Raw genomic sequence first — 25,362 nt, 5'->3', positions numbered from 1 at the left:
AAATTAAAAACATGAAAAATTTCAAAATTATAGCATTATTATTTATTTCTTCAATTATATCAATATCTTGTTCTGATGACAATCCAGAGATTATAAATGGCGAAGAAGTAATTACAACAATTAAAGTCGTGTTAACTCCAAAATCAGGAACAACTGTTACTTTAGAAAGTAAGGATTTAGATGGTGACGGACCAAATGCACCTGTGATAACAGGAGGAACATTAGCAGCAAATACTTCTTATAGCGCCGTTATTACTTTATTAAACGAAACAGAAAGCCCTGCTGAAGATATTACTTTAGAGGTTGCAGAAGAAGCTGATGAACACCAGTTTTTTTACAATGCTACTAATTTAAACTCGACTTTTAGTTATGCCGGTGAAAATGATTCTAACGGAAATCCTGTAGGAATTAACTTTACAGTATTAAGTGGTGATGCAGCTTCAGGTAGTTTTACTTTTACATTAAGACACGAACCTAGTAAATCTGCTGAAGGTGTTGCTTCAGGTGACATTACAAATGCAGGAGGAGAAACAGATATTGAAGTAACAATACCTGTTACAGTTGAATAAACTTAAATAAAATCTCTAAAAAAACCTCAAACTATTAAATAGTTTGGGGTTTTTTATTAACTAAAAATCTCCCTAATATAAATATTAAGGAGACACATATATAAACAAACTTCAACCTAACAATTTTTACCTCTAATTTTGTTTATTTAATCAATTCAGGAAACCTCTTTTTAAATCTATTTAACCTTGGTACAGATATATTTTGAATATATGGGTGTCGAGGGTGTAATTTTTCGAAATTTTGATGATATGCTTCCGCTACATAAAACGCATCTATTTTTTTAACCTCTGTTACTATTTTTCCATTATAAACTTCGCTATTTAGTTTATCAATTTTTTTATTGATAATTTCCTTTTCAGCAGCATCAGCATAAAAAGCTATAGATCTATATTGAGAACCATAATCTGGATATTGTCCATTTTTTGTAGTAGGATTATGTGAGCCAAAATAAACATCAACCAATGTTTTAAAACTTATTTTATTTGGATTGTAATATACCGCAACTGCTTCTGCATGACCTGTTCTGCCAGTATTACTACTTTCATACGTCGGGTTTTTAGTAAAACCTCCTGCATAGCCAGAAACAACATCCTCTACTCCTCTTACACTTTCAAAAATTGCTTCTACACACCAAAAACAACCGCTTGCAAAATAAGCTACTTTGGTAGTATTTACGGTTTTTGTATTTAAATCAAACTTATTGGTAGTAAAATTAGTAAAAATAAACAATGATAAAAGTGCAATAACTAAAGCTGTACGATTTGTAAATTTCATGATTTTTATCTCTTATATGCAGTTGGTCGGATAAAAAAACAACTTTTTACAATTGTTTACAACTTTAGGTTTTCCTTAAGAAAATAGTTTGTGAATTGTAAGCTGTTTTTCTATTTTTGTTAGCATAAAAAGTAAAGATTAATGGAGCATTTTATAGTATCGGCACGTAAATATCGTCCTCAAGTTTTTGAAGACGTAGTTGGGCAACAAGCCATAACAAATACGTTAGAAAATGCTATAAAAAATGACCATTTAGCACAAGCACTACTTTTTACTGGACCTCGTGGAGTTGGTAAAACATCGTGCGCACGTATATTGGCTAAACGTATTAACCAAGAAGATGCGACTACTGATGATGAAGATTTTGCTTTTAATATTTTCGAATTAGATGCGGCTTCAAATAACTCAGTTGATGATATTCGTAATTTAACCGATCAAGTCCGTATTCCGCCACAAACAGGAAAGTATAAAGTATATATTATTGATGAAGTTCACATGCTTTCTCAAGCTGCCTTTAATGCTTTTTTAAAGACTTTAGAAGAGCCACCGGCACATGCTATTTTTATTTTAGCAACTACCGAAAAACATAAAATTATACCCACGATATTATCTCGTTGTCAGATTTTCGATTTTAAGCGTATTGGTGTTTTAGATGCAAAAGAGTATTTAAAAACAATTTGTGTTAAAGAAAATATTACTGCAGATGATGATGCTTTGCATGTAATTGCTCAAAAAGCAGACGGAGCAATGCGAGATGCTTTATCTATTTTCGATAGAGTTGTTAGTTTCTCGGGAAGTAATTTAACTCGTGAAGCAGTTACTCAAAACTTAAATGTATTAGATTATGATGTGTATTTTAACATCACTGATTTATTATTAGAAAATAAAATTCCGCAAGTCTTAATGGCTTTTAACCAAGTTTTAGGTAAAGGCTTTGAAGGACATCATTTTATAAACGGATTAGCATCTCACTTTAGAGATTTATTAGTTGCTAAAGATGTTGCTACTATACCTTTATTAGAAGTTGGCGATACTACTAAAAAGAAATATTTAGAGCAAGCTAAAAAAGCGAATATGCAGTTCTTAATGCCAGCTATTGACAAAGCTAACGATTGCGATTTAAAATATAGAGCTAGTAAAAACCAACGACTGCTGGTAGAATTAACTTTAATGCAAATAGCCTCTATCAATTTTGATGGAGCAAAAAAAAAATCTAACAACTACATAATACCGGCTACCTTTTTTACTTCTTTATCACCTGTTGTGAAGAAAACCAAAGTAGCACCAACGGCTAAAGTTCTTAATAAAATTGAAGTAGAAAAAGTTGTTGTTAAAGCAACAGCTCAACTACCAAAAAAACCTATTTTAAAGAATATAAAGCGTCGGGCTTCAGCTTTATCTTTAAAAAGTATTCATCAGAAAAAGGAAATTAAAGTTGTTTCAGATGATGATGAAAGCTATGAAAACCATCCAAGAACACCTTTTACTCATGAAGAGTTAAAAGATGCTTGGAAAAAATATTATTTCAAACTACAAGAGCTTGGTGAACGCAGTATCGCTGCTATATTAGCTTCAGGTGAGCCGCAATTAGGAAAACCTTTTACAATTATATTTTCTTTACCTAACGACTTAATGAAAACCCAATTAGAACGTGGTAAATCTAAACTAACACGGTTTTTACGTGAAAAATTAAATAATTACGGTATTCAAATAGATGTTATCGTCAATGAAACTGTTGAGAAAAAATTCGCTTACACTCCTCAAGAAAAATATGAGAAGTTAAAAGAGAAAAATCCGTTTATAGAAAAACTAAAGACCACCTTTGGGTTAGATCTTTAAGTCTTTACCTATATAAACTAGTTTCCAATCTTCTATTACCGTTACATTTTTCTCAAATTCAGCAATTAATAAAATTTCGTTGCTATTGTTTTTAACAAAAACCGGTATTGATTTTACCTCTGAGTAAATTTCAGTAATCTTCTCCTTATATTCCTCTATAGAATTAATTTGTGTTTCATGAATTTCAGGAAACTCTCTTACCGCTTCCATTAAACTTAAATAATCATCTTTAATAGTAAATAACTGATCTTTATCCTCATATTCATTTGTAAGCACTTCTTGAGAACTTACTAAACGATAAGCACCTTGCTCTCCAAAAATTGGTGAAAAATTAGATATTGCATATTTATTTATAGAATCACTACCTGTTATAGCTAATAAATATCCAACATCATTTAACTCTATATTATTACTTAATGCATCATCATAAACATTAACTTCAAAAGATTCTAAGCCTTGTTTTTTAGCTTTATCTATATTGTCCTTATTAGAGTCAATCAAAACAACCCTTCTATTATTATTCTTTAAATAAACACCTATAAGGCGTGCTAAATCTGATGCTCCTATAATTATAATTGCATTAGATCGCTTTAAGAAAACACCTATTACTTTCGCAAATAATCTTGCCGTAGTTGCATTTAATAATACGGTTCCTAAAACAACCATAAAAACAAGTGGCGTTATGTATTCGGCTCCTTCAACACCTAATTTAATCAATTTACTACCAAATAAAGAAGCGATTCCTGCTGCAACAATACCTCTTGGACCAACCCAACTTATAAAAAGTTTCTCGTTGGTTTTTAAATTCGATTTATAAGTACTTATAAACACAGCTAATGGTCTTATAACGAAAACTATTAATGTAAAAAGAAGGGCTGTTTCCCATCTATATAATAACATTAACTCTTTAATGTCCATATTAGCAGCTAAAAGAATAAATAGCATTGAAATTAATAAAACACTTAATGATTCTTTAAAGTATAGTATATCTTTTAAGTTTTTTAATTTACTATTACCTAAAACCATACCCATAACTACAACAGCTAAAAGACCTGATTCATGAGCAAACAACTCAGATAATACAAATACTAAAAGAACTGTTGATAAAGAAACTACATTTAATAAGTAATGTGGCACCCATTTTTTGTTGAAAATAAATATTAAGGCATGTGCAAAGGTAAATCCGAAGGTAGAACCAAATAAAATAATCTTTAAAAACTCTAATAAAGCTGTTTGTGTAAAGCCTGCTCCACCACCAACACTTATAAACTCAAAAACCAATACAGCTACTAAAGCTCCAATTGGGTCTATTAAAATCCCTTCCCATTTTAAAACTGCTGATACGTCTTTTTTTAACGGTATATTTCTTAAAATAGGCGTAATTACAGTCGGACCTGTTACAATTATTAATCCTGAAAACAGAAAAGATAGTTCCCAACTCAAATTAAAAAGATAATGCGCTATGATACCCGCTCCGAAAAAAGTGATACTAGATCCTAATGTTATTAACTTGGTAATTACGGGACCAATATTTTTAATTTCATCTCTACGAAGCGTTAAACCTCCTTCAAAAAGAATAATACTTATGGCTAAAGAAACAAAATAATACAGTGCTTCGCCTGGGAAAAGTCCTTTTGTACCATTCCAAATAGGCTCAATCCACTTACTTCCATCTTCATTAAAAAATTCGGCAGCAATTGGCCCTACAAATAGCCCTATTAATATTAAAGGTAATATAGCCGGAATTTTAAATTTCCAAGCAAACCATTGCGCTAAAATCCCTAGTATTACAATTCCTGCTAATTCTATCATCTAATATTCTGTTTTGTGTAAAAGTAATATTTTTTAAACAACAAGAAAATTATATCTTCGAGCGTTTTAAATTTTTATACTTTGATAAAAAATATACTTATTGGTATTGCTTTCTCTCCAAATTTAAAAGCAAACTTATTTGAAACAATTCGTTTATCAAATATGTTTAATGCTCAGTTAATTGGAGTTCATGTTGGTCAAAAAACTAACGAAAAAGAAAAGCAATTGCATGAATTATTAAAAGATGCTCCTGAATTAAAATTTCCATTAAAAGTAATTTGGCAAGAAGGTAAACCTGTTGATGTTATTTTAGAAGTAACAAAACAAGAGTGTGTTAACTTATTAATATTGGGGGCACTACAAAAAGAAAAACTCTATAAATATTATGTAGGTTCTATTGCGAGAAAATTAACTCGTAAAGCACCTTGCTCGGTATTATTACTAATAAAACCATCAACAGAAAGAGTTCCTTGTAAACACATTGTTGTTAGTGGCTTACAAGATGAAAAAACAGAAGAAACAATTAAAGCTGCTTTTAATTTATCTAAAAACTTAGACTGCAAAAGAGTAACTATTGTTGAAGAAATTAGTCAGACTGAATTAAATGTAAAAGTAAATGATGATGTTTCGCTGCGTAAAGCAACTGACTTAAAAGAACAAATACAAAAAAGCGAAGATGCACGTGTTAATAAAATGCTACAATGCATCGACACGAGTGACATAACTGTAAAAACGCAAAGCATTTTTGGTCGTAGAGGATATTCTATTGGTCATTATGCAAAAGTAAAAAGAGCCGATGTACTAGTTATGAGCGCTCCTAAAAAAACAGGGGTTCTAGACAGAGTTTTTCCGCATGATTTAGAATATATTTTATCAGAATTACCAACCGATGTTTTAATTGTTAAGTAAAAAGTAGATGGGAAAAGGTTTTAAAACATTTTTAAGTGAAATGCCGCAAAATATATTTGCTGGTTTTGTAGTATCATTAATTGCCTTGCCATTAGGCTTTGGATTAGCGTTAGCTTCTGGTGCACCACCAATTTCTGGTGCTATTGCTGCAATTGTAGGTGGCGTTGTTGTTGCGATTTTAGGAGGTGCAAATGTAACTATTACTGGGCCTGGTAATGGTTTAGTAGTTGTAGTATTAGCCGCTATAACAACATTAGGTGCTGGCGATATGCAACAAGGTTATCTATATACCTTGGCTGCCATTGTTATTTCGGGTATAATTATGGTAATTCTTGGATTTCTTAGAATGGGATCACTGGGTGACTTCTTCCCTTCTTCAGCAATTCAAGGAATGTTAGCTGCTATTGGTATTGGTATTTTTGCCAAACAAATACATGTAATGCTTGGTAATTTAGATGCAAAAGGAAGTATTGTAGACTTACTGATACAAATGCCAAAAGGAATCATAAACTTAATTCAGACTGACAGTACTAGTGTTTTTTACGCCGGATCTGTAGGGGTTATTAGTTTACTAATTATGATTTTTTATAGTAAAATACGTAATAAATATTTTCAGTTAATTCCGGCTCCAATGTGGATTGTTGTTTTAAGTGTTGGTATGTATTATTACTATGATTTGGTATCATCATCTGCATATCCGATAGATAAAAGTCTCTTAATTAATTTACCTGAAGATGTTTTATCTAATTTTGCTTTTCCTGATTTTAGTAAAGCTTATAGTTTCGAATTTATAAATGCAGTAATTGCAATAACTTTAATTGCAAGTATAGAGAGTTTATTAAGTATTAAAGCAGTGGATAAATTAGACACCTTAAAACGACGCTCTAACGTAAATAAAGACATTCGAGCCCTAGGGTTAGCAACTGTAATTAGTGGTTTTTTAGGAGGGTTAAATGTTGTTACAGTAATAGCTCGTAGCTCGGTAAACGTAAATAATAAAGGAAGCAATCGTTCTGCTAACTTTTTTCATGCAGCTTTTTTGGTTATTTTTATTTTACTTTTTGCTACAGAATTACGTAAAATTCCTTTGCCAGCATTAGCCGCCATTTTAGTATACACAGGTTATAAACTAGCTTCACCAGAAAACATTAAAAAAGTATTTAAAATAGGTAAAGAACAATTAATTATATTTTTAGTAACCTTATTAACTACTATCACAACAAGTTTAATTACGGGTATTTTAGCAGGTATCTTTATAACATTTGTTATTCATGTTATTATTAATAAAAACCTAATGTTTTTCATTAAAAACGTATTAAAACCTAACGTTTTAATGTTTAAGGAAGATGATAAATACTATGTTTCTGTCGAGAATTTTTCTAGCTTTTTAAATTTTACAAAACTAAAAGCTAAACTAGATCAAATACCCGAAAATGAAGATGCTATTATCGATTTTTCTTTGTGTGACTTTATAGATCATTCTGTTATGGAGAATCTTAATAATTATGCTGAAAGCTTTAACAGAAAAGGCGGGCATTTTGAGGTAATTGGTTTAGATGGATATAAAACAGGAAGTGAACACCCGTTTGCTTTACGTAAAAATAATCCTATTCAAGTGGAAGAAAACACCAATTCTAATACTTTAACAAAAAGACAAAAATCTTTACAAAATATTTGCACAGAACTAGGCTGGAAATACGAAGCCACTCCTGAAGAAGAAGTTACTAAAATTCCGCATTTTGGGTATTTTAAAACCCGAAAAATAAGTAAAGTATCAAATATATTATCAAATGAAAATTGTTCTTTATTTGATGTTGAATTCTCTGAAGGTGAACTTATTGCCAAACAAGTAATTAAGGTAACCATGATGTATATTGATATTGAAAAATACACTCCTGAATTTACGTTAGATAAAGAAGGCATTTTCGAATATATATACCATTTTGCAGGTTTTAAAGATATTAACATCGCTAATCACCCTGATTTTTCTAAACGATTTTATCTCTCTGGAAAGAATGCTACTGAAATAAAGAAGTTTTTTACAGATGAACTTGTACTGTTTTTTGAAAGCAATAAATACTATCACATTGAAGGAAATAAAAAAGGCTTATTAATTATTGGTAGAGAACGATTGGCTGGAATTAAAGAAATTAAGACACTGGCTGATTTTGGAGTTCGATTGAAAAAAACGGTTTGTGATAAAAAAATAGCACTTTCTATGTATTAATAAAATTCCTAGCCCCAGATTGCAGCAATTGTTTGAGCTCCTCGCAGAGAGCGAGTGCGTAAAGCGGGAAATAGCTTCTGATAATTAATTTATAATATTTCTAAAAATCGGGTTTTCTCGTTTCCTAAATTATCAATCACAATAATTTTGTGATTACCACTTTTCGGAGTTATCGCTTGTTCGTGATATTGAGAAGTTTTACCTATAAAAACATCGTTTAAATACCAATACAAAACAGCATCTGCATTGGCATGAGTAACTTTTAATATTACAGGATTTACTCTATTATTTAATCCTTTGGTTAACGATATTTTAGATCGATATTTTGTTGGAAACACAAAATCCATCGTATTATTTTGCGCCTTATTACAATCATTTCGGTAGTTTGGCAACACACTATAACTTGCGTTTTTTTGTTGGTAATAATGTGCCATTAAAGGAGGTAATACAAACCATGTTTTCGTTTTCATATTTGTAATCGACTCACAATTAGAGTTCACCTGAAACTTTTCTGAAGTGTCAACAGTAATTTGTTGGTGATACGGACACGGCCTTGCTCTCACTCCGTTTTTGGGTATTCTTTTTTTAACAGATTTACAAATAGGCAATGCCAAATAGCCGCTTTTTTCACAAATACTTTCTTCTACCAAAGCCTCATAAGGCTCTAAAAACCAATCTGATTTTGGTAACACATCAAATACATTAAACATCAAGGGTGCCGCACTACCAACACCTGTTAAATCGGGTCTTCCTTCTCCGTCTGAATTGCCAATCCAAACTCCAACGACATATTTAGGAGTCGTACCAATTGCCCAAGCATCTTTATTACCAAAACTTGTACCTGTTTTCCATCCTATTTTTTGCGACGAATCAAAATATTTCCAAGCCTGATCGGTAAATGGTCTGTTAACTTCAGTTAGCGTATTTAAGGTTGTAAAAGCTACGCCGGCATCTATATGAGTTTCATTTTCCTGAACGTTTCCAAAAGATATTTTATCTGATTTCATATAACTAGGTTCGGTAAATTCATTCGAATAATAATTATGTTTTGTTTCTTCATAATGATTTATAACTCCGGCATAACTTGCAAAAGTTTTACATAAATCCCACAAGCTAGCTTCTGCGCCACCTAAAATTAATGACAAACCATAATAATCGGCCGATTTATTAATATCTCGAATCGAATATTCTTTTAAATCTGCTCTAAATTTCTCTAATCCGTATGATTGTAACATTCGAACCGCAGGAATATTTAACGATCGTGTTAAAGCCTGATTAGCCGGCACAGCTCCATCAAAAGTTAAATCGAAATTCTTAGGTGTGTATCCTGCTATTTCGGTAGGTACATCTGCCACTAATTGTGTTGGTAAAATTGCTCCCGTTTGTAACATTTGTGCATATAAAAATGGCTTTAAAGTACTTCCTGTACTTCTTGCAGAAACCACGTTATTTACATCTTTTTGATGCGCTTTATCTGTTGGTGAATTTCCTACATAACTTAGTACTTTTCTGGTTTTAACATCTAAAACTAAAACCGCTATGTTAAAAACTTCGTTTTGTTTTTGACGTAAATAATGTTGTTTTACTAAGTTATTTACTTGTGTTTGTAAATAAATATCAATAGAACTTTGTAGGTGTTTTCCTTCGTGTTTATTTGCTACTTCTTGTACAAAATGTGTTGCTAAAGTTGGTAAAGTATATGGTTTTTGTGGGAGTTCTTCTAATAATGATAGCTCAAAAGTAATTTTATCAATAATGGTTTCTTGATATAATTTTTTAAGTAATCGGTTACGCTTTTCTTTTAGTTTTTGTTGATTTTTACCCGGGTAAATTAACGAAGGAGCGTTTGGTAAAACTGCTAAGGTTGCTGTTTCTGCCCATGATAATTGATGTGGTTGCAAACCGAAATACCGCCAAGATGCCATTTCTAAGCCTACCACATTACCACCAAAAGGAGCGTGAGAAGCATATAAGTTTAAAATTGATTTTTTTGATAATCGAAATTCTAATCGCGTTGCCAAAATCAATTCTATTATTTTTTCTTGATAAGATCGTCCTTTATTTTTACGTGATAATCGAATTACTTGTTGCGTAAGTGTACTTCCGCCACGAATCACCTTTTTAGCTTTTATGTTTTCTAAAAATGCTTTTCCTATTGATATCGGATTAAATCCGAAGTGTTTATAAAAATGTGCATCTTCAAACTGTAAAATACATTGTTCGAATTTTGTTGGAACAGAATCTAATTCAGGAAAACGCCATTGCCCATCTTTAGCAATCACAGCACCTAACAACTCGTTGTTTTTTGCAGTAACAACAGTAGCTGTTGGTGTTACAAACAGTTTTTTAGGCAAACAATAATAGTATGCAATCATTAAAAAAAATATAATGATTGCCTTTATTTTATGCTTTTTTAAGAAGTTAAAAACACTTTTCATTAACAATTTATCTATTTCAAAAGTATAAAGTTTAACTTTAAAATATGAAGGATAAGTAAGTTATATTTGCAGCTTATTACATACTATGAGTTTTACTTTACTTTCATCACCTTTACAAGGCTTTACCGATTTTCGTTTTAGAAATGCACAGCATAAATACTTTGGTGGTATTGATACTTATTACGCCCCATATATCCGTTTAAACGGAAAAATGAAGATTAAATCGAGTTATGAACGTGATTTATTACCCGAAAACAATCATACCTTAACTGTAATACCGCAAGTAATTACAAACGATCCTGATGAGTTTTTGTTTGTTGCAAAGTACGTGCAAAGTTTAGGTTATAAAGAATTGAATTGGAACTTAGGTTGCCCATACCCAATGGTTACAAAATCGGGAATGGGATCTGGTTTGATTTGTAATCCTGCTAGAATTGACGAAGTTTTACATAAAGCGCATAACGAAACCGACATTTTAGTTTCTATGAAAATGCGAATGGGCTATGAAAATAGCGAAGAAATATTACACTCCTTCCCTATTTTAGAGAAATATCCGCTTAAAAATGTTGCTATTCATGCTCGAATAGGAAAACAATTATACAAAGGTGGCGTTGATTTAGACGCTTTTCAGAAATGTATCGACGTATCTAAACATCAATTATATTACAACGGAGATATTACTTCTGTGGCCGGATTTAAAGCGATGCAAGAACGTTTTCCGAGTATTACCCACTTTATGATTGGTCGTGGTTTAATTGGCGATCCGTTTTTACCACAAATGATTAAAAATAACACAACCGAATATCCGAAAGATAGATGGCAACGTTTTGGTGAGTTTCATGATGAAATTTATCATCAATATGATGCTGCTTTATCTGGGCCAACACCTATAAAAATGAAAATGTTAGGGTTTTGGGAATACTTTTCTAAGTCTTTTTCAGATCCTCGCAAAACATATAAGAAAATTAAAAAAGCTACCAATCCTAAAAAATATCAAGCAGCTGTTAAAGAAATTTTGAGTAGCGAAAAATAAAAAAAAGGGTATTTACAATTTGTAAATACCCTTTTTATTTTATCTATTTAGACTAAGCTAAAGTAATACGCACTTTTTTATTCTTTAAACGAGTATTATTTAGTTCTTCAATTAACTTTTTTGCTTCACTTACAGGCACTGCTATAAAAGCGCAATCTTGTTTTAATTCGATTACACCTAATTGTTCTTTTGTTAAATTTCCTTTTTTAAAGAATAAACCTGCAATATCTCCTTTTGATATTTTATCTTTTCTACCTCCAGAAATAAATAAAGTTTCCCAATAATGCGCTTTCAATTTTTCTTTCTGAGAAATATCTGTATTTGGAATATTAGCAAGAAATTCTGGCAAACTTTCTTTTTGCCATTTTAAAATATATGCCGTTCCTTTTGCATTTACTCTTGCCGTTCTACCATTTCTATGTGTAAACTCCTCTATTCTTTCTGGTAATTCATAATGAATAATATATTTCATTTCAGGAATGTCAATTCCTCTTGCAGCCAAATCGGTTGCAATTAAAACTTGACTTGTACCATTTCTGAATTTAATTAATGAACGTTCACGATCTCTTTGTTCCATCCCTCCAGAAAAACAACTATGTGCTATTTTATTTTTTGTTAAGAATTCACTTACGTGACTGATACTATCTTTTAAATTACAAAAAATAATCCCTTGATGATTTCCTATATGTTGTAACAAATTAACCAATGTTTGGTTTTTGTTTTTGATAGGAGAAACAACTGTTTTTAAAGTTAATTGCCTAGATTTTTTTCCTGTCAAGTAATTTAATACTGTAGGTTTATGTAAACCTACAAATGCAGGAATTTCAGTTTCTTGCGTTGCAGATGTTAAAATACGTTTTTTAAGATTTGGTAATTGATTTATAATACCTCTCATTTCAGATTCAAAACCTACTTCTAACGATTTATCAAACTCATCTAAAATTAAAGTTTTTATACTGTCTTTAGAAAAGCGTTCATTTGCAAAATGATCTAAAATTCTTCCTGGTGTACCAATTAAAATACTTGGTATATGTTTTAATTCGGTTTTATCTTTCGTCATCGAACGACCACCATACACTGCGTTTACTTTTAACCCAGTTCCCATTTCACGAATTACCTGCTCTATTTGAATTGCTAATTCTCTTGATGGTACTAAAATTAAAGTTTGAATTTCTTTATTTTCAAAATCTATTAATTTTAACGCAGGTAATAAAAAACCTAAGGTTTTTCCTGTCCCTGTTGGTGAAAGTATAACCGTATTTGCATTCGTATCAATTACCGAAATAGCTTTTTGTTGCATTTCATTTAACTCATAAATATTTAATTTTGCTAAAATATCTTCTTGTGTTTTCATTGTCATTGCCATAATATTTAAATATCTATGAAGTTTTTATCGACTGCAAAGATAAGTAGTCTTTTACAGCTTTTAAAAATAATAGAGCTAATCTATAAAAAGATATTTCAGCTTCATCAACTGAATTAAAACTATATATAACACATTATAAAAACAACACATATCAATCACTCGGTAAATCCATTTTTTAAAGCATAGACCGCTAAACCCACTCTCGATTTTAATTCTAATTTTTCAAATAAGCTATCTCTGTAATTTTCGACAGTTCTTGGGCTGCAAAACATCTTTTCTGAAATTTCTCTATAGTTCATCTCAGTAACTGAATATTTCAAAAATTCTATCTCACGATCAGACAATTTTATTTTTTCATTGTTAGAGTCATTGCCAATACTCGCAAATATTTTGCTAGAAGCCCATTCAGGAAAAAAACGTCCTTTTTCAATCAACCCTTTCAACGCTTTTTCCAAATCAGTAGGATATACATTTTTCAAGAGGTATCCTTTTGCGCCATTTTTAATCATTTTAATTAAGCTCGACTCATCATCTTGCATACTCAAAGCCATAATTAAAATAGTAGCATGTGTTTCTTTAATCCACTTCGCAGTTTCAAAACCATCCATAATAGGCATACTTATATCTAATAAAACGATGTCAGGAATCCCTTTTGTTTTTATTTTATTTTGAAAATCTACACCATTTTCACATACATATAGTACTTCAAATCCTTCAAAATTTGAAATAATATTACTCAATGCTTTGGCTATTAAAACATGATCGTCAACAATAACAATTGTCTTTTTCATTTAAATGGGGATTTCTATAATTAATTTCGTTCCTTTATTTTCTTGACTTTCTAATTTCATTTTTCCACCTACTAATTCTGTTCTCTTTTTTATATTTTTAAGACCGATACCATCAGGTTTTATCGTTTCAGAATTAAAACCAATACCATCATCTTCTAGAGTGAACTTGATAGCGTTATTAGTTGTATCTAAAGAAACTAAAATGTTTTCACAGGCAGCATGCTTCATACTATTTTGAAGGAATTCTTGGGTAATTCTAAACAGAATACTTTTAATTTGATACGATTGTAATTCCGTTTCAATAGTACTTGAAAAATAAACATTCCATTTTTTTAAATCATTAATTTTTTCACATTCCTTTTCAATTAAATATAAAAGAGTATTGTTTTTAATAGAATCGTCTGTCAACGATTTTGATAACTGTCGAAGTTCTTGTAAAGACTGATTTATAATATCATTAATCCCTTCAATAGTTTCGTTTACTTGAGGAGCCTTATTTTCAAAAATTAGCTGTTGCGTATATATACTAGCTAATGTTAATTTCTGACCAATATTATCATGAATTTCTTGTCCAATATATTGCATGGTCTGAGTTTGAATTTCAAGTTGAGTTTCTAGTAATTCTTCTTTATGTGTTTCGTCAATAGTAGAAATTTGATGTAAATGCGCTTTCTTTTTTATACGGTATTCACGAATAAAGATTCCTATCCCTACTAAAAAAGCAATAAAAATTATATTAAATAAAACTATTATTATTACGATTGATGTTTCCCCCATATAAAAGATGCTGCAAATAATAAATACATAATACTACTAGATATTAATAAATATAAATAGTAAGCATTCCATATATCTAGATATTGTATTTTTATTAATTCATTGTAAAAAGCAATAAAAGGATAAGTGCCTATATAAAATAATGTGACCCCAATATTTATATAAAACATTTTATTTTCCTTAAACTTTAAAATATTATCATTTTTTATTTGTTTTAAGAATTCTAAAATTATTAGAATAATCAATAAGACACTTCCTGTCGTTAAATTCAAAGAATATAGTGTTCTGACTTTATCTTTATAAATTTCCAAAGGAATAAAAGATATTAAATAAATAAAACAACAAAAGATAAATAACTTAACATTTTTTTGAGATCTATAAGCGTATAACCAATAAAAAAAAAAATATTGAATTGGGATACCAAAAAAAGCATAATAATCTTGTTTTCTTATTGATAAAAAGACGTGAAAAAAATTACCATACAGTTCTTGTATAAAAATAAATATTAAATAAATAGAAAACCATTTCCAATAATTATATTTAACTTTTTTATAGTAGAAAAAAGCAACTAGAGCAGATAAAAATTCTGCTACTAGTAATACTTTATTCATATATGGATATAACTCATGCATATATTAAAAACCTTCACCTCCTCCATCTACTGGAGGTATTAATCCTCCATGATTTTGAGAACCTATGCTATTAGAAGAACCTCCTGAATTTCTACCTCCACCTAATGCTGCAGTTCTAGTTTGAGAACCATTGTTTAGATATGCTTCGTTTTTCTTTAAACTTGTAGTATACGTTTTTTCGTCTAAAGGATTAAAATCGAAATCTGTTTCTCCCCTACGTATTGTTGGTATCATTACTAAAGTATGTAACTTCTCGTATTTTTCAGTGGTAGAGTTACCTAAAAAATCAGATAAATCAGTATACGGTCTTTTCCATGTTTCTTTTTCAGGATAACGAGAATAGTAGATACGTAAGCCTAAATCTTTACTTGATATCTTATGCTTTTTAGCATTCATTTCTGTGTGGTAGATAAATGCTTTCAAAGTTTCTAGCTCAAATCTTATAGAATGGGCATCGTCCATATTTAAACTACTATTAATCTTTGCCAGTTGATTGTTTTTGTAGCCATTTACCATTTCGTGAACTAAAGGCACACTGAGTTGGTTCATTGGTTCCGCAGAATAATCTAAACAAATGCTGTTTTTAGATGTGTCTGTTGGTTTTGTTGGTGGAAACTTATAAATATAAATTCCGAAAGCAATAACTGTAATTGCTAATAATAAAGGTGTAATCATGGTTCGTTAGTTTTAAGCGTTAAATATACTTTATTCAGCTACAAAGAAACAATTTTCTTCAAATTCCCTTCAAAATTATACAACCTAAGTTAAGAAGGTTAAACAACCCTAAAATCTCAGGTTGGTTTATATGGCTATTTACGTTAATCACACGTCTAAAAACCATGTATATATTTTAAAATTTGTAAACACAACAGTACATAACTGTCGTATAAATAGTAACCAAAAACATAATACATGGAAAATACTGTAATTATCAACTCTATAGGAACCGCTAATCCGAGTGTTTCAAAATTATTAGCCGACTCTTTTAAAATGCCACAAGAGTTCATTTTAAAAATGCTCTACAATGCTCCTGCTGTTTTATTTCAAAAAATAGATTTAGACTTAGCTGAAAAAGCAGCTTTAACATTATCTAAACTTGGTTTAGAGGTGCAAATTACTGATGAAAAAGAAAAAATAAATCTAGCTAAAGAACAAGTAGAAATCAGTATTTATTTTGAAGATATTTTAAAACTACCTAAAGTAATTAATCAACTGTCAGAATTTTTAGGTTGCAAACCATCAGAATCATTAAACATGTTATTGGCACAACCAGGTATTGTATTAGGTGGTGTTTCTGAAGCTACCGCAATTGCACTTCAAGGGCGTATAGATGCTTTAGTATGTTATTCTAATCCTAGAAAAGATGTGTTTACAATATATATTAACAATGATTTTCCTAAAAGTGATTTAAAAAGACTTATAGCTAAAATTAAGCAACCAATACAAACTTTAAAAGACGGAACAGTTATTATAAAAAATCTTAGTTATGCCGAAAGCAGTACTATTTGGAGAGAACATCAATCTAAAAAAACAATCCGTGTTATCAACCAAACACATCAGTTAATAAACATTCATTTAACTTCATTTGATATCAATAATAAAGAGCATACTTCTTTTTTAACTGAAAAAATTGGAATGCCTGATGCTATTCTTCCAGAGTTAAAGGAACATTTACCTATCACACTTTTTGAACGTATAAGTCATGAATCAGCAAAAGATATCATAGAAAATTGTGAAGGATTGGGACTTCAATTTTCTGTAGAACACAACTTTAAGGCAACTAGAAAATTAGCGATAAAGAAAATTAAAGAACATGCTGCCGTTAAAAACGTATTAGCGCAATTTATAGAGGTAAGCTCTTTTAAAGAAAACACTAGTGAGTGGGAAAGTAGTACTGAAATTCCTGATTTAATTGCCAATTACTTATATGCACAGTTAATACTATTAAACTGCGAACCAACAATCATTTAAATTATGGAAAATAAAAAAATGTTGCATTTCAGAATTGCTGAACGTGGTAAAATGCATGCGCTAGACAAAAACTATAAAGAGGCTTTACGACACTATAAAGAAGCTTTACGCTTAACTCAAACACAAAAAGATAGTGAATTATTTTTTCAACATTATAGCCAATGTGTTATGGAATCATTAGAGCAATTAGGTTCGTATGACGAGGTAATTTCTTTTTGCGAAAACTACAGAGCTTTTTTAAATGATAAAGAAACTAATGTGTTGGTAAAAAAACACAATGCTTTTGTTAGCGAACGACAAGCCATTCAGCATATACTTAAAGAAGAGCAAGAAGAAGCCAAAGCATTACTAACAAGTGTACAAAAAGAAATAGGAAAAGGCAAACATCCTATAACTGATGAATTGTTAAACTGGATTTTAAGAGGTTATAAGATCAATAAAGATCAAGTTACCCGATTACAGAAAAAACACAATTATTTTATAGTGAGAAAAGAATCTGTAAATCCAAAAATAGCCATGGATTTACCAGATGGAATTTCTCCTTTTTAACCATTAAAAACAATTAAATATGGCAGACATTAAAACACTTGACCAAGGCGCCAAAATACTTCAAAACGTAGACGTTGGAAGTATTGTAACAGGGCTAGCACTTGGTATTGCAGACGCTCAAGAGCGTTTAGACACCAACTCCGTTAAACAAATCACGAGACTTTCTGAAGTAGAAGTTGGTGGTAAATCATTATTAGAACTCGGGTTTCAACCTGCATTTTATGCCTTTGAATATGCAGATGTTTCTGCTTCTATCAATTTAAAAATGACAGTTCAAGAAGAACTAGAAATTGATTTTAGCTTAGAATATGACTCTACTAAAAAGAAAGGATATACAGATGTAAGCATTCAAGAAGTTGAAAACAATTATCAGGAAGAAAAGTACAAGGAATTTAAAAGTAGCCGAAAATATTGGACAACAGCATCTAATGAGCATACACTAAAGGTAAACCAAAGTACTGTAAATACAAGTAAAAAAACAGGCAGTATTGATAGATTAGAGGAAACTGCTGAAAACTTATCTTCTGACTCTGAAGTACAACGTGTAGATTCTAAAATAATTGAAACAAAAGATATTGTTAGTACAGACAGTACGAATGAGGTAAAAACGCATAACTATAATGGGTTTGGAATGTTGTCTTTACTAGATTATTATAAAGAAGATACTGGTATTCTTAAATTTAAAAACTATACCAATGTTAGTATTAAAATTAAAGGTACGAATACCGCTTCTACTATCTTATTAGATAAATCGAACCTCGCAGATAATTTGAATGTTATTACTAACAGCACTTTTAAATTTGGATTAAAAGACAGCGATAAATTAAATATATACTTTGATTTTTCAAAACACCACTCGTTAGATTTTAGTTATAACAAAGGAACAAGTCCTAATAATACAGAGTTACTTAAAGACAAATTAAGAGCTTTAGCCTTTATTCTGGTTCATGATACCGATGTAACAATTAAAATTATTGGTCATACAGATAGTGTTAGTGGTGATAAATTTAACGAAGATCTTGGTTTAAAAAGGGCCAACACTATTAAGAATTACTTAATCACTTTAGGTGTTAATGAATCTCAAATAATCGAAATTAATTCTGAAGGAGAGCTAAGTGCTAAAACGAATGTTGGTGATAATCAAAATAATCCTGATTATAGAAAAGCAGTAATTAATATTGATACCAACGGAAACGAATACATTTTTGTAGAAGGTGGCGATTTTAGTAATACGCAATCTGTTGCAATTGTAGCAGATTGGTCTATAACCAATTCAGGAATATTACAAAAACACGCAAAAACAACTGTTAGTATTACCAAAAAACTTAGTATCGAATCTGGCAGTGATACCTCTTTAAATGAAACAGTAAAGAGCCTATCCGAAATAAAAACAAAACTTGATAATAGTACAAAATTCTATTCTCAAATTTCTGGCGATGTTGTTTATCTTTTAAGAAAAGATGCAAAGATAGAGTACACGTTATTTTCTAATAATAATGAAGAAACGACTATAGAAGATAAATCTTCAAATACGCAAAACACATCTAATAATAACGATACTTTAAATATACATAAAGTAATTAACAGTAAATACTTTGCAAAATCAGACTTAAAAAGTATTAAAGATCCAAAAGTATCTGCTTGGAGCGGTTCTTTAGATGTGCGTTATGCCCGTCAGTTTGGTGTATCTGTAGAAGGAAATGCTTCTGTTTCTGCGCGTATGATTTCTGTGCCACCACCAACTGGTTTAGAAAACTATATTCAATCTTTAACTGGTAACACAACTTCTGGAAGCTAGAAATTATGAGCGCAGTACCACAAGTTATACAACAAATTACCAATGCTCCTCTACCATTTATGTTAGAGAAACTAGGCGCTTCTATTGCGAATGCACAAGCTGCTTTAGATGCCAATTCTATTCGCTTAGCAAATGAAATGGCAACGATTAAAATAGCTGTAGGTGATGAAGATTATAATTTAATTAGCCTTGGGTTTGCTCCTACTTTTTATGCTTTTACAGAAGCTTCTTTTGAAGTAAAAATGGAGTTTTCTGTTGCAGAATCTGAAAGTTATGGCGGTTCATTAAGTTTAAATTATGGGAACAGCTCTAGTTCAAATAATGCAACAAGTGGAAGTGCTAGTAATGCTAATAATAATTTTAGTGCGAATAATGATAATACAGAAACCCAAATGTTTGGTATTGCTATTTCTGCTCATTATGCACGTAAATTTTCTGTTTCTGTAGAAGCATCTTCATCTATAGCTGCAAAAATTGTATCACTACCTGCACCAGATATTTATTATGAATTTTTAAAATCAACAATAACAAAAGACAAATAAAAAATATGTTTAGAAAAAATCCTAGTATAGGACAAGAATTATTGGACGTTCCGATGGGCGACATGATTCGACAAATGGCTTTTTCTATAGCCGAAGCACAAATGGCATTAGACTCTAACTCTATTGAGGTTGCTGAAATGATGGGCGGACTTAAAGCTGTAAAAGAAGAATTGAATGGAGAAGAATTTATAAATTTTAAAGATAGTCGTGTATTCTTTGGTAAAGAAAAGGTACAATTAAGAGATGCTGTAGAATTGTATAACTCTAATACTGACCAAGCATATAGAGCAGCTATCGATGCTAAACTTGGTAATGACACCGAAGCTGGTTACGACAAAGAAGTTGTAGATGTAAATAAGCTTCCTGCTGTATCCGATAAAACCGTAATATTTACGCCTGATGACCAAAGAAACACAGAAGTATATTATAGAGATCAAACCAATATTAATTCTATTAAATGGTATAAGTATATTGGCGAGGTATATACTTTATTAGACGGTGTACCAGCGACTTCAACTGCTCCTCCAACACCAGTTCCTGGTAGAAAAATGGTTAAACCAGGTTTAGGTACACGTGAAGTAATGTTACCACAACGTTTATCTATGTTAGAATTAGGATTTTCTCCTACATTTTATCAGTTTGTAGATACGATGATACGTGTTAGTATTTCTATCAAATTTACCAGAGAAGGATCTTCTTCTTTTTCGGTTGATAGTAAATCAGAAAGTAAAGATAGAAGTATCGGTTTTAGTTGGCGTAAAGGATTAAAAGCAAATAAAACAGTAACAACTACACAGGTAAATGCTGGTTTTTCTCAAAAATATAGTTATTCAGCAGAAGGTTCTAGCATACTGCAAACAAAATTAGTTCCTATTCCACCACCAGCAATTTTAGAAGAACGTATCCAACAACAAATGGAAATTGCGCGACAAGAAGCTGAATCTTAAATTAATACCACATTAAAATGGGAAGTATTACTAGAGAAATTTTAAATGCACCTTTACCAGAAATGGTAAAAACACTTGGTGTCGGAATCGCTCAAGCACAACGCGCCTTAGATAAAGTATCTATGGAGTTGGCGAAAGAGTTGGTAGATACAAAAGTGGATATGGGAGGCGAAGAATATAGTTTGCTTTCCCTTGGTTTTACACCTACATTTTATCAATATGTAGATACTGTTCTAGAGATGAAAATGTCTGTTTCTATGAGTCAAACCAAAGAGTTTGGTGCTTCAGTTTCTGTAAGTGCTGGTGCTAGTGTTGGTTTTGTTGCAGTGAGTGCTTCTGTTTCTGCTAGTTATTCACAAAAATATCAATACTCAGCAGAAGGTAGTTCCATGCTACGAACAAAGCTAGTAGCTGTACCAAATCCGCCTGTATTTGAACAACGTTTACGTGCGATGATAGCAGCTGAACTAGAAGACAAAAGAAATGATTTAATTTAAAAAAACTCCTTAAAATGGCTAAACATTGGAAACAGCTTTTAAAACAAGAGGTTACTACTAAAAAACAAGTAAAGGAAGAAGAAAACGAAGACTTCTCTCTATCTGATTTAATACAACCTAATGTTACTAATGATGAACAATCATTAGACGATATTGCTGCATCTAATATTAATTTAAAAAGCTTATTAGAGGAGCAAAAAGAACTAGAACAAAATATGAATGCTCTTACTGGTAAAACAGCAGAGCATTCTTCTTCCAAGAAACAATATGATAGTGAGATAAAATCTGTTTATCAAAAAAGAAAAGACGCTAAAAAAGAAGAAGAAAAGAAAAATAAACTTCTTAAAAAAAGAAAAAGTAGCACTCAAGAAAACATCAATTGGAATAAAAAAGGGAAAAACTTTTTTAGTGTAGATACTACTAGAAAAACACAAAATAAAATTCCTAGTTTACTTCCTAAAAAGAAAAATATAGAAAAACAGTTTATCAAAAAACAACAACCCAAAACTGTTCTTAAAAATTTTGAAAAAGCAAAAAAAATAGCTAAAAATATAACGACACTTCCTGAAAAATTTTTACAAATAAACAGCAAGAAAACAAAAACGTCAAAAGAGTTAAAAAAAATAAACAACATATTAAATACTACTTCTAAAATAAGTAAAGAAGTAGATAAAAACATCACAAAATTCTCTGATGAGCTTGTTCAAATTAACAAAAGAAAAACAAAAGTATCCGAAGGAATAAAAAAAACAACGAACACAATAGATACTGCCTCTAAAACAATTAAAAAAGTAATTACTATAACTCATGATGCTTCTCAAGGCTTACATAAAATAAGTAGTTTGCTTTCTGATACTCTTGATAAAAAAGAAAAAACAACTGGTAATAAAAAAGATGTTTTAGAAAATAAAACTTTTTCTACCATCACTGAAACAGCTAGTAAAATTATTAAAACTGCTAAAAAGACACAAGTTACTTTTAATAAAATAGATTCAAAAAGAACAGCATTTATTAAAACTATAGCGCAACAAAAAGAAAACGGATTTAAAAACACGTTACCAACAATAAAAAGTGATATCAAAGACACAAATGCTTTGAGTGAAAACTTAAATAAAGTAAACAACTTTTACAACAACACGAAAAAACATTTAGAAAAAACAAACAAAACAGTTAAAACCGTTGACAACTTACTTACTAAAACAAATCAATTAAAAAAACCTGAAAAGAAACAAGATGTTTTAATGACTTTAAATTCTTTAGATAAAATTTTCACAAAAAAGGAAGAAAAAGAATCTAAAGGCTTTGATACTATCAATGTCTCAGAAATTTTTTCTGCTGCAAAAAAAATCAAAGAATTTGCAGATGAACTTCCTACTAAAAAGAAATCAGCATCAAAAAAAGATCCATTTTCATTATAATTTACATACCAAATGAGCACACAAAACACATCCATCACCTTAAAAGAAATATTACTCGGAATATCAGAGAGTTTAAATGAAGCGCAACATCAACTTCGTAATGCTGCTCCTTATGATGAATATGGTCGTCCTAATACATTATATACCTTACCTTATTTAGATTTCACCTTACAAGTAGAAACCGAATTAGAGACTTCTTCAACAACAGGCGGAACTTACGACCAAAGTAGTGGTTATGGAAAATATGCAATGGCAGAAATGCCATACTCTCCTGCTCCAATGATGACGTATCGTCCGGTAAGTAAAACAAGTAGCACAGCTGAAACTGATAAAATAACAAGTAGTATTTCTGGTCGTTTTGTAGCCGTTATGCCTAATGACGGTTTACCTCAATTAATTATTGAGGCAATTCCTAAACAAACCAATATTTCAAATATTTATGATATTGAAGTGGCTGTTTTTAATTCTGCTGGTGAAAAAATTCCAGGTGCTTTAGTAGAGTTTAATTATAATAGAGATAAAACTATTTTATTAAATACAAACAGTGTTTTAAACCACAATACCAACTTTGTAAAACAAGGAGAGGTTACTACCGATGTTAACGGACTTGCAATAAATACAATTCAAATAGATACTACAGATTATGATGCTAAAAACACCATACAAATAGATATCAATATAGGTACAGTTTTTACTAAAATTTCAATTCAAAAACACTAATTATGGCTACTAAATACCGCTCTTTACTTTTTAAATGTGACTTATTAGCTGCTAATAATACCTCTTTAAAATCCTATTCAATAGATATTGAATTTTTAGATATTAAAAACAGAAAATGGGAAAAACTTGTGATGGGAATTGAAACCAAAAAAGGACTACTATCGCATGCTTATGAAATTCCAGTAAGACTTGCTAAAGAAGAAGTTATTACCCGACTTGTACGTGATTGTATGAGTGAAGGTAGTTTACCTATGTTTAGAATTGTAAAATCTAATGAGCAAGAAACACTAATTCTTTCAGAAGCACCATCTTTATTTTTTGATGAAGAAAATTTAGAAATAGTAATTGACTTTAATAAATTATGGCTTTTGGATGATTCTTTAATCACTAAAAGAGGTGCGAGTACTATTATCGCTTCTCCTATTTACTTACATCATTTTCAAAAAGAGTTTTTTAAGTTACAAGAAGAAAATAAAAGCCTTACTTCATTAACCAAGCTACAAGAAATTAATTTTAAAAAAATCAATGAAAAATTTAGTATTCAACTTAAAGAATTTAATGCGCATTTAAATGAACATGAAGAAACAGAAGCTTTATTAAAACAATCTTTAGAAAATAGTCTTAATGAAATTACTAATTTAAAAGAACAGTTGAATTACTCTTCTAAAGATGATAATTCAGAAGAATTTAACCAACTTTTAAAAAAATTGGAAGATAAAACCAATGAAATTGAACAATTATTAGAAAAACTAAACAAGCAAGACGAACAGGTTTCAATTTTACAAGAACAATTAGAAATTTTAAAATCTTCTTCAATAATAAATGATGAATTAACTGTTCGTATTGCAGAATTAAAAAAATCAGTAACGGAATATGAAGAAAAAACAATTGTTCTTCAGCAGTATTTAGAAGAGAAAAATCAAGAAATAAACCTTCTTAAAGAAGCGTTATCTAAATTAAAAAATGACTCTATTGAAATTAATAAACTTAAAGAGTTTTTATTAGAAAAAACAAACGAAGTTAAAAATTTACAACAAACAAAAAACAAACTTGAACAAGAAAATAAAGCAATTATTTTTGAAGTTGAAAAAACAAAAAACGCCTTACAAACACAGCAAAATTCTATTGATGATTTAGTTGAAAAAGTAAAAACATCACAACAAATTGTTTCTGAAAAAAACAGTGAAATTGTCGCACTTGCTCAAAACACTTCCGTAAAAGAAAGTGAAATCACAAAACTACAAACTAAAGTAACAGAAATACAAAGTTTTGTTGATGCTGAAAACCCGAATAAATTAGATGCTAAAAAAGTATATAGTAGTATTATAAATGACATTGCTGTAGCGGATGCGGAAATGGATACGTCCAGATTTAAAATGGCAAACATTTCTTTAAACTTAAAGGCTACTATAGAAAAAGGTCCAGAAGGAACATTATTTGGTTTGGTTGATTTTGAATCTGCTAAAGATATAAATGCCGCTGCAATTAGCAATATTAGTATTGATGTTGTTCCGAATACAACAAGTGTAAAATATCAAAATAATGTTCCAAATATTATTGGTCTTACAGAAACAGCTGCTAGAAAAATCATTACAAATTACGGATTAAAATTAGACGTTATTTACCAGCCAACTGATAATCCAAATTTTATAGAAGGACAAGCAATTAAACAAATACCAGGAGCAGAATCAGAATTAATTCAAGGACAAGAAGTGATTGTAATTTTTGCAAAACCATTAAAAAACTAAAACC

Annotated in this window: 22 protein-coding genes; 14 read left to right on the top strand and 8 right to left on the bottom strand. The window is 30.4% G+C overall.

Annotation, left to right across the window (positions count from 1 at the left end; translation table 11 throughout):
• Nucleotides 1-11: 11 nt before the first annotated feature.
• Complete coding sequence (locus H0I30_RS00910; protein ID WP_218772439.1) at nt 12-569, top strand: type 1 periplasmic binding fold superfamily protein; 558 nt, start codon at nt 12-14, stop codon at nt 567-569.
• A gap of 142 nt (nt 570-711) precedes the next feature.
• On the opposite strand, the gene msrA is transcribed toward H0I30_RS00910, so the two are convergent.
• The gene (gene msrA / locus H0I30_RS00905; protein ID WP_218772438.1) at nt 712-1,344 is read right to left on the bottom strand and encodes a peptide-methionine (S)-S-oxide reductase MsrA; all 633 of its coding nucleotides are present in this window, start codon (nt 1,342-1,344) and stop codon (nt 712-714) included.
• Nucleotides 1,345-1,485: 141 nt separating this feature from the next.
• Between msrA and dnaX the strand changes: the two genes are divergently transcribed.
• Nucleotides 1,486-3,183, top strand: a complete 1,698-nt coding sequence (gene dnaX / locus H0I30_RS00900) for a DNA polymerase III subunit gamma/tau (protein WP_218772437.1) — start codon at nt 1,486-1,488, stop codon at nt 3,181-3,183.
• Here the strand turns inward: dnaX and H0I30_RS00895 are convergent.
• Nucleotides 3,172-4,995: a sodium:proton antiporter gene (locus H0I30_RS00895; protein WP_218772436.1), complete on the bottom strand. Its 1,824-nt coding sequence runs from the start codon at nt 4,993-4,995 to the stop codon at nt 3,172-3,174. The two genes, dnaX and H0I30_RS00895, sit on opposite strands and share 12 nt — an antisense overlap.
• An 81-nt stretch (nt 4,996-5,076) precedes the next feature.
• Between H0I30_RS00895 and H0I30_RS00890 the strand changes: the two genes are divergently transcribed.
• Both H0I30_RS00890 and H0I30_RS00885 read left to right on the top strand, forming a co-directional pair.
• Nucleotides 5,077-5,904 carry a universal stress protein gene (locus H0I30_RS00890; RefSeq protein ID WP_255554331.1) on the top strand — a complete coding sequence of 276 codons (828 nt, stop codon included), beginning with the start codon at nt 5,077-5,079 and terminating at the stop codon, nt 5,902-5,904.
• 7 nt (nt 5,905-5,911) lie between these two features.
• Nucleotides 5,912-8,131, top strand: coding sequence for a SulP family inorganic anion transporter (locus tag H0I30_RS00885; protein WP_218772435.1), 2,220 nt, complete (start codon nt 5,912-5,914; stop codon nt 8,129-8,131).
• Between the two features lie 89 nt (nt 8,132-8,220).
• On the opposite strand, the gene pbpC is transcribed toward H0I30_RS00885, so the two are convergent.
• Nucleotides 8,221-10,569, bottom strand: coding sequence for a penicillin-binding protein 1C (gene pbpC / locus H0I30_RS00880; RefSeq protein ID WP_218772434.1), 2,349 nt, complete (start codon nt 10,567-10,569; stop codon nt 8,221-8,223).
• An 85-nt stretch (nt 10,570-10,654) separates the two neighbouring features.
• On the opposite strand from pbpC, the gene H0I30_RS00875 reads away from it, so the two are divergent.
• Nucleotides 10,655-11,602, top strand: coding sequence for a tRNA-dihydrouridine synthase (locus tag H0I30_RS00875; protein ID WP_218772433.1), 948 nt, complete (start codon nt 10,655-10,657; stop codon nt 11,600-11,602).
• Nucleotides 11,603-11,654: 52 nt separating this feature from the next.
• Here the strand turns inward: H0I30_RS00875 and H0I30_RS00870 are convergent, their stop codons facing one another.
• The 5 genes from H0I30_RS00870 to H0I30_RS00850 all read right to left on the bottom strand — a co-directional run bounded on the left by H0I30_RS00870 (nt 11,655) and on the right by H0I30_RS00850 (nt 15,843).
• Nucleotides 11,655-12,968, bottom strand: a complete 1,314-nt coding sequence (locus H0I30_RS00870; RefSeq protein WP_218772432.1) for a DEAD/DEAH box helicase — start codon at nt 12,966-12,968, stop codon at nt 11,655-11,657.
• 155 nt (nt 12,969-13,123) lie between these two features.
• Nucleotides 13,124-13,759, bottom strand: coding sequence for a response regulator transcription factor (locus H0I30_RS00865; protein WP_218772431.1), 636 nt, complete (start codon nt 13,757-13,759; stop codon nt 13,124-13,126).
• The gene (locus H0I30_RS00860) at nt 13,760-14,536 is read right to left on the bottom strand and encodes a sensor histidine kinase (RefSeq protein WP_218772430.1); all 777 of its coding nucleotides are present in this window, start codon (nt 14,534-14,536) and stop codon (nt 13,760-13,762) included.
• Nucleotides 14,515-15,147 carry a hypothetical protein gene (locus H0I30_RS00855; protein WP_218772429.1) on the bottom strand — a complete coding sequence of 211 codons (633 nt, stop codon included), beginning with the start codon at nt 15,145-15,147 and terminating at the stop codon, nt 14,515-14,517. Before H0I30_RS00855 ends, H0I30_RS00860 begins: the two co-directional genes overlap by 22 nt.
• 24 nt (nt 15,148-15,171) lie before the next feature.
• Nucleotides 15,172-15,843: a hypothetical protein gene (locus H0I30_RS00850; RefSeq protein WP_218772428.1), complete on the bottom strand. Its 672-nt coding sequence runs from the start codon at nt 15,841-15,843 to the stop codon at nt 15,172-15,174.
• A gap of 237 nt (nt 15,844-16,080) precedes the next feature.
• On the opposite strand from H0I30_RS00850, the gene H0I30_RS00845 reads away from it, so the two are divergent.
• Genes H0I30_RS00845 through H0I30_RS00805 form a run of 9 tightly spaced genes read left to right on the top strand, consistent with a single transcriptional unit; the run spans nt 16,081 to nt 25,358 of the window.
• Nucleotides 16,081-17,139, top strand: a complete 1,059-nt coding sequence (locus tag H0I30_RS00845; protein ID WP_218772427.1) for a hypothetical protein — start codon at nt 16,081-16,083, stop codon at nt 17,137-17,139.
• A gap of 3 nt (nt 17,140-17,142) precedes the next feature.
• On the top strand, nt 17,143-17,688 hold the full coding sequence (locus tag H0I30_RS00840; protein ID WP_218772426.1) for a hypothetical protein: 546 nt from the start codon (nt 17,143-17,145) through the stop codon (nt 17,686-17,688).
• 19 nt (nt 17,689-17,707) lie between these two features.
• Complete coding sequence (locus H0I30_RS00835) at nt 17,708-19,486, top strand: OmpA family protein (protein ID WP_218772425.1); 1,779 nt, start codon at nt 17,708-17,710, stop codon at nt 19,484-19,486.
• A gap of 5 nt (nt 19,487-19,491) precedes the next feature.
• Nucleotides 19,492-20,028, top strand: a complete 537-nt coding sequence (locus H0I30_RS00830) for a hypothetical protein (protein ID WP_218772424.1) — start codon at nt 19,492-19,494, stop codon at nt 20,026-20,028.
• A gap of 5 nt (nt 20,029-20,033) precedes the next feature.
• Nucleotides 20,034-20,975, top strand: coding sequence for a hypothetical protein (locus H0I30_RS00825; RefSeq protein WP_218772423.1), 942 nt, complete (start codon nt 20,034-20,036; stop codon nt 20,973-20,975).
• A gap of 17 nt (nt 20,976-20,992) precedes the next feature.
• Nucleotides 20,993-21,472, top strand: a complete 480-nt coding sequence (locus H0I30_RS00820; protein ID WP_218772422.1) for a hypothetical protein — start codon at nt 20,993-20,995, stop codon at nt 21,470-21,472.
• Between the two features lie 14 nt (nt 21,473-21,486).
• Nucleotides 21,487-22,890: a hypothetical protein gene (locus H0I30_RS00815; RefSeq protein WP_218772421.1), complete on the top strand. Its 1,404-nt coding sequence runs from the start codon at nt 21,487-21,489 to the stop codon at nt 22,888-22,890.
• 12 nt (nt 22,891-22,902) lie between these two features.
• Nucleotides 22,903-23,610 (top strand): hypothetical protein, encoded by a 708-nt coding sequence (locus H0I30_RS00810; RefSeq protein ID WP_218772420.1) that lies wholly within the window; start codon nt 22,903-22,905, stop codon nt 23,608-23,610.
• A 2-nt stretch (nt 23,611-23,612) separates the two neighbouring features.
• Entirely contained in the window at nt 23,613-25,358 is a 1,746-nt protein-coding gene (locus tag H0I30_RS00805) for a PASTA domain-containing protein (RefSeq protein ID WP_218772419.1), read from the top strand.
• Nucleotides 25,359-25,362 lie beyond the last annotated feature (4 nt).

The sequence above is a fragment of the Tenacibaculum sp. AHE14PA genome, assembly GCF_019278465.1.
Taxonomy (GTDB): Bacteria; Bacteroidota; Bacteroidia; order Flavobacteriales; family Flavobacteriaceae; genus Polaribacter; species Polaribacter bernardetii.
This window is presented reverse-complemented; position numbering and strand designations above follow the sequence as displayed.

What these genes read in the sequence shown, in the direction of transcription:
- H0I30_RS00855 (WP_218772429.1), bottom strand. Translation starts at nt 15,147, where the DNA reads ATGAATAAAGTATTACTAGTAGCAGAATTTTTATCTGCTCTAGTTGCT.
- H0I30_RS00875 (WP_218772433.1), top strand. Translation starts at nt 10,655, where the DNA reads ATGAGTTTTACTTTACTTTCATCACCTTTACAAGGCTTTACCGATTTT.
- H0I30_RS00895 (WP_218772436.1), bottom strand. Translation starts at nt 4,995, where the DNA reads ATGATAGAATTAGCAGGAATTGTAATACTAGGGATTTTAGCGCAATGG.
- H0I30_RS00845 (WP_218772427.1), top strand. Translation starts at nt 16,081, where the DNA reads ATGGAAAATACTGTAATTATCAACTCTATAGGAACCGCTAATCCGAGT.
- msrA (WP_218772438.1), bottom strand. Translation starts at nt 1,344, where the DNA reads ATGAAATTTACAAATCGTACAGCTTTAGTTATTGCACTTTTATCATTG.
- H0I30_RS00835 (WP_218772425.1), top strand. Translation starts at nt 17,708, where the DNA reads ATGGCAGACATTAAAACACTTGACCAAGGCGCCAAAATACTTCAAAAC.
- H0I30_RS00820 (WP_218772422.1), top strand. Translation starts at nt 20,993, where the DNA reads ATGGGAAGTATTACTAGAGAAATTTTAAATGCACCTTTACCAGAAATG.
- H0I30_RS00825 (WP_218772423.1), top strand. Translation starts at nt 20,034, where the DNA reads ATGTTTAGAAAAAATCCTAGTATAGGACAAGAATTATTGGACGTTCCG.
- H0I30_RS00865 (WP_218772431.1), bottom strand. Translation starts at nt 13,759, where the DNA reads ATGAAAAAGACAATTGTTATTGTTGACGATCATGTTTTAATAGCCAAA.
- H0I30_RS00805 (WP_218772419.1), top strand. Translation starts at nt 23,613, where the DNA reads ATGGCTACTAAATACCGCTCTTTACTTTTTAAATGTGACTTATTAGCT.
- H0I30_RS00885 (WP_218772435.1), top strand. Translation starts at nt 5,912, where the DNA reads ATGGGAAAAGGTTTTAAAACATTTTTAAGTGAAATGCCGCAAAATATA.
- H0I30_RS00815 (WP_218772421.1), top strand. Translation starts at nt 21,487, where the DNA reads ATGGCTAAACATTGGAAACAGCTTTTAAAACAAGAGGTTACTACTAAA.
- pbpC (WP_218772434.1), bottom strand. Translation starts at nt 10,569, where the DNA reads ATGAAAAGTGTTTTTAACTTCTTAAAAAAGCATAAAATAAAGGCAATC.
- H0I30_RS00910 (WP_218772439.1), top strand. Translation starts at nt 12, where the DNA reads ATGAAAAATTTCAAAATTATAGCATTATTATTTATTTCTTCAATTATA.
- H0I30_RS00850 (WP_218772428.1), bottom strand. Translation starts at nt 15,843, where the DNA reads ATGATTACACCTTTATTATTAGCAATTACAGTTATTGCTTTCGGAATT.
- H0I30_RS00840 (WP_218772426.1), top strand. Translation starts at nt 17,143, where the DNA reads ATGGAAAATAAAAAAATGTTGCATTTCAGAATTGCTGAACGTGGTAAA.
- dnaX (WP_218772437.1), top strand. Translation starts at nt 1,486, where the DNA reads ATGGAGCATTTTATAGTATCGGCACGTAAATATCGTCCTCAAGTTTTT.
- H0I30_RS00870 (WP_218772432.1), bottom strand. Translation starts at nt 12,968, where the DNA reads ATGGCAATGACAATGAAAACACAAGAAGATATTTTAGCAAAATTAAAT.
- H0I30_RS00860 (WP_218772430.1), bottom strand. Translation starts at nt 14,536, where the DNA reads ATGGGGGAAACATCAATCGTAATAATAATAGTTTTATTTAATATAATT.
- H0I30_RS00810 (WP_218772420.1), top strand. Translation starts at nt 22,903, where the DNA reads ATGAGCACACAAAACACATCCATCACCTTAAAAGAAATATTACTCGGA.
- H0I30_RS00830 (WP_218772424.1), top strand. Translation starts at nt 19,492, where the DNA reads ATGAGCGCAGTACCACAAGTTATACAACAAATTACCAATGCTCCTCTA.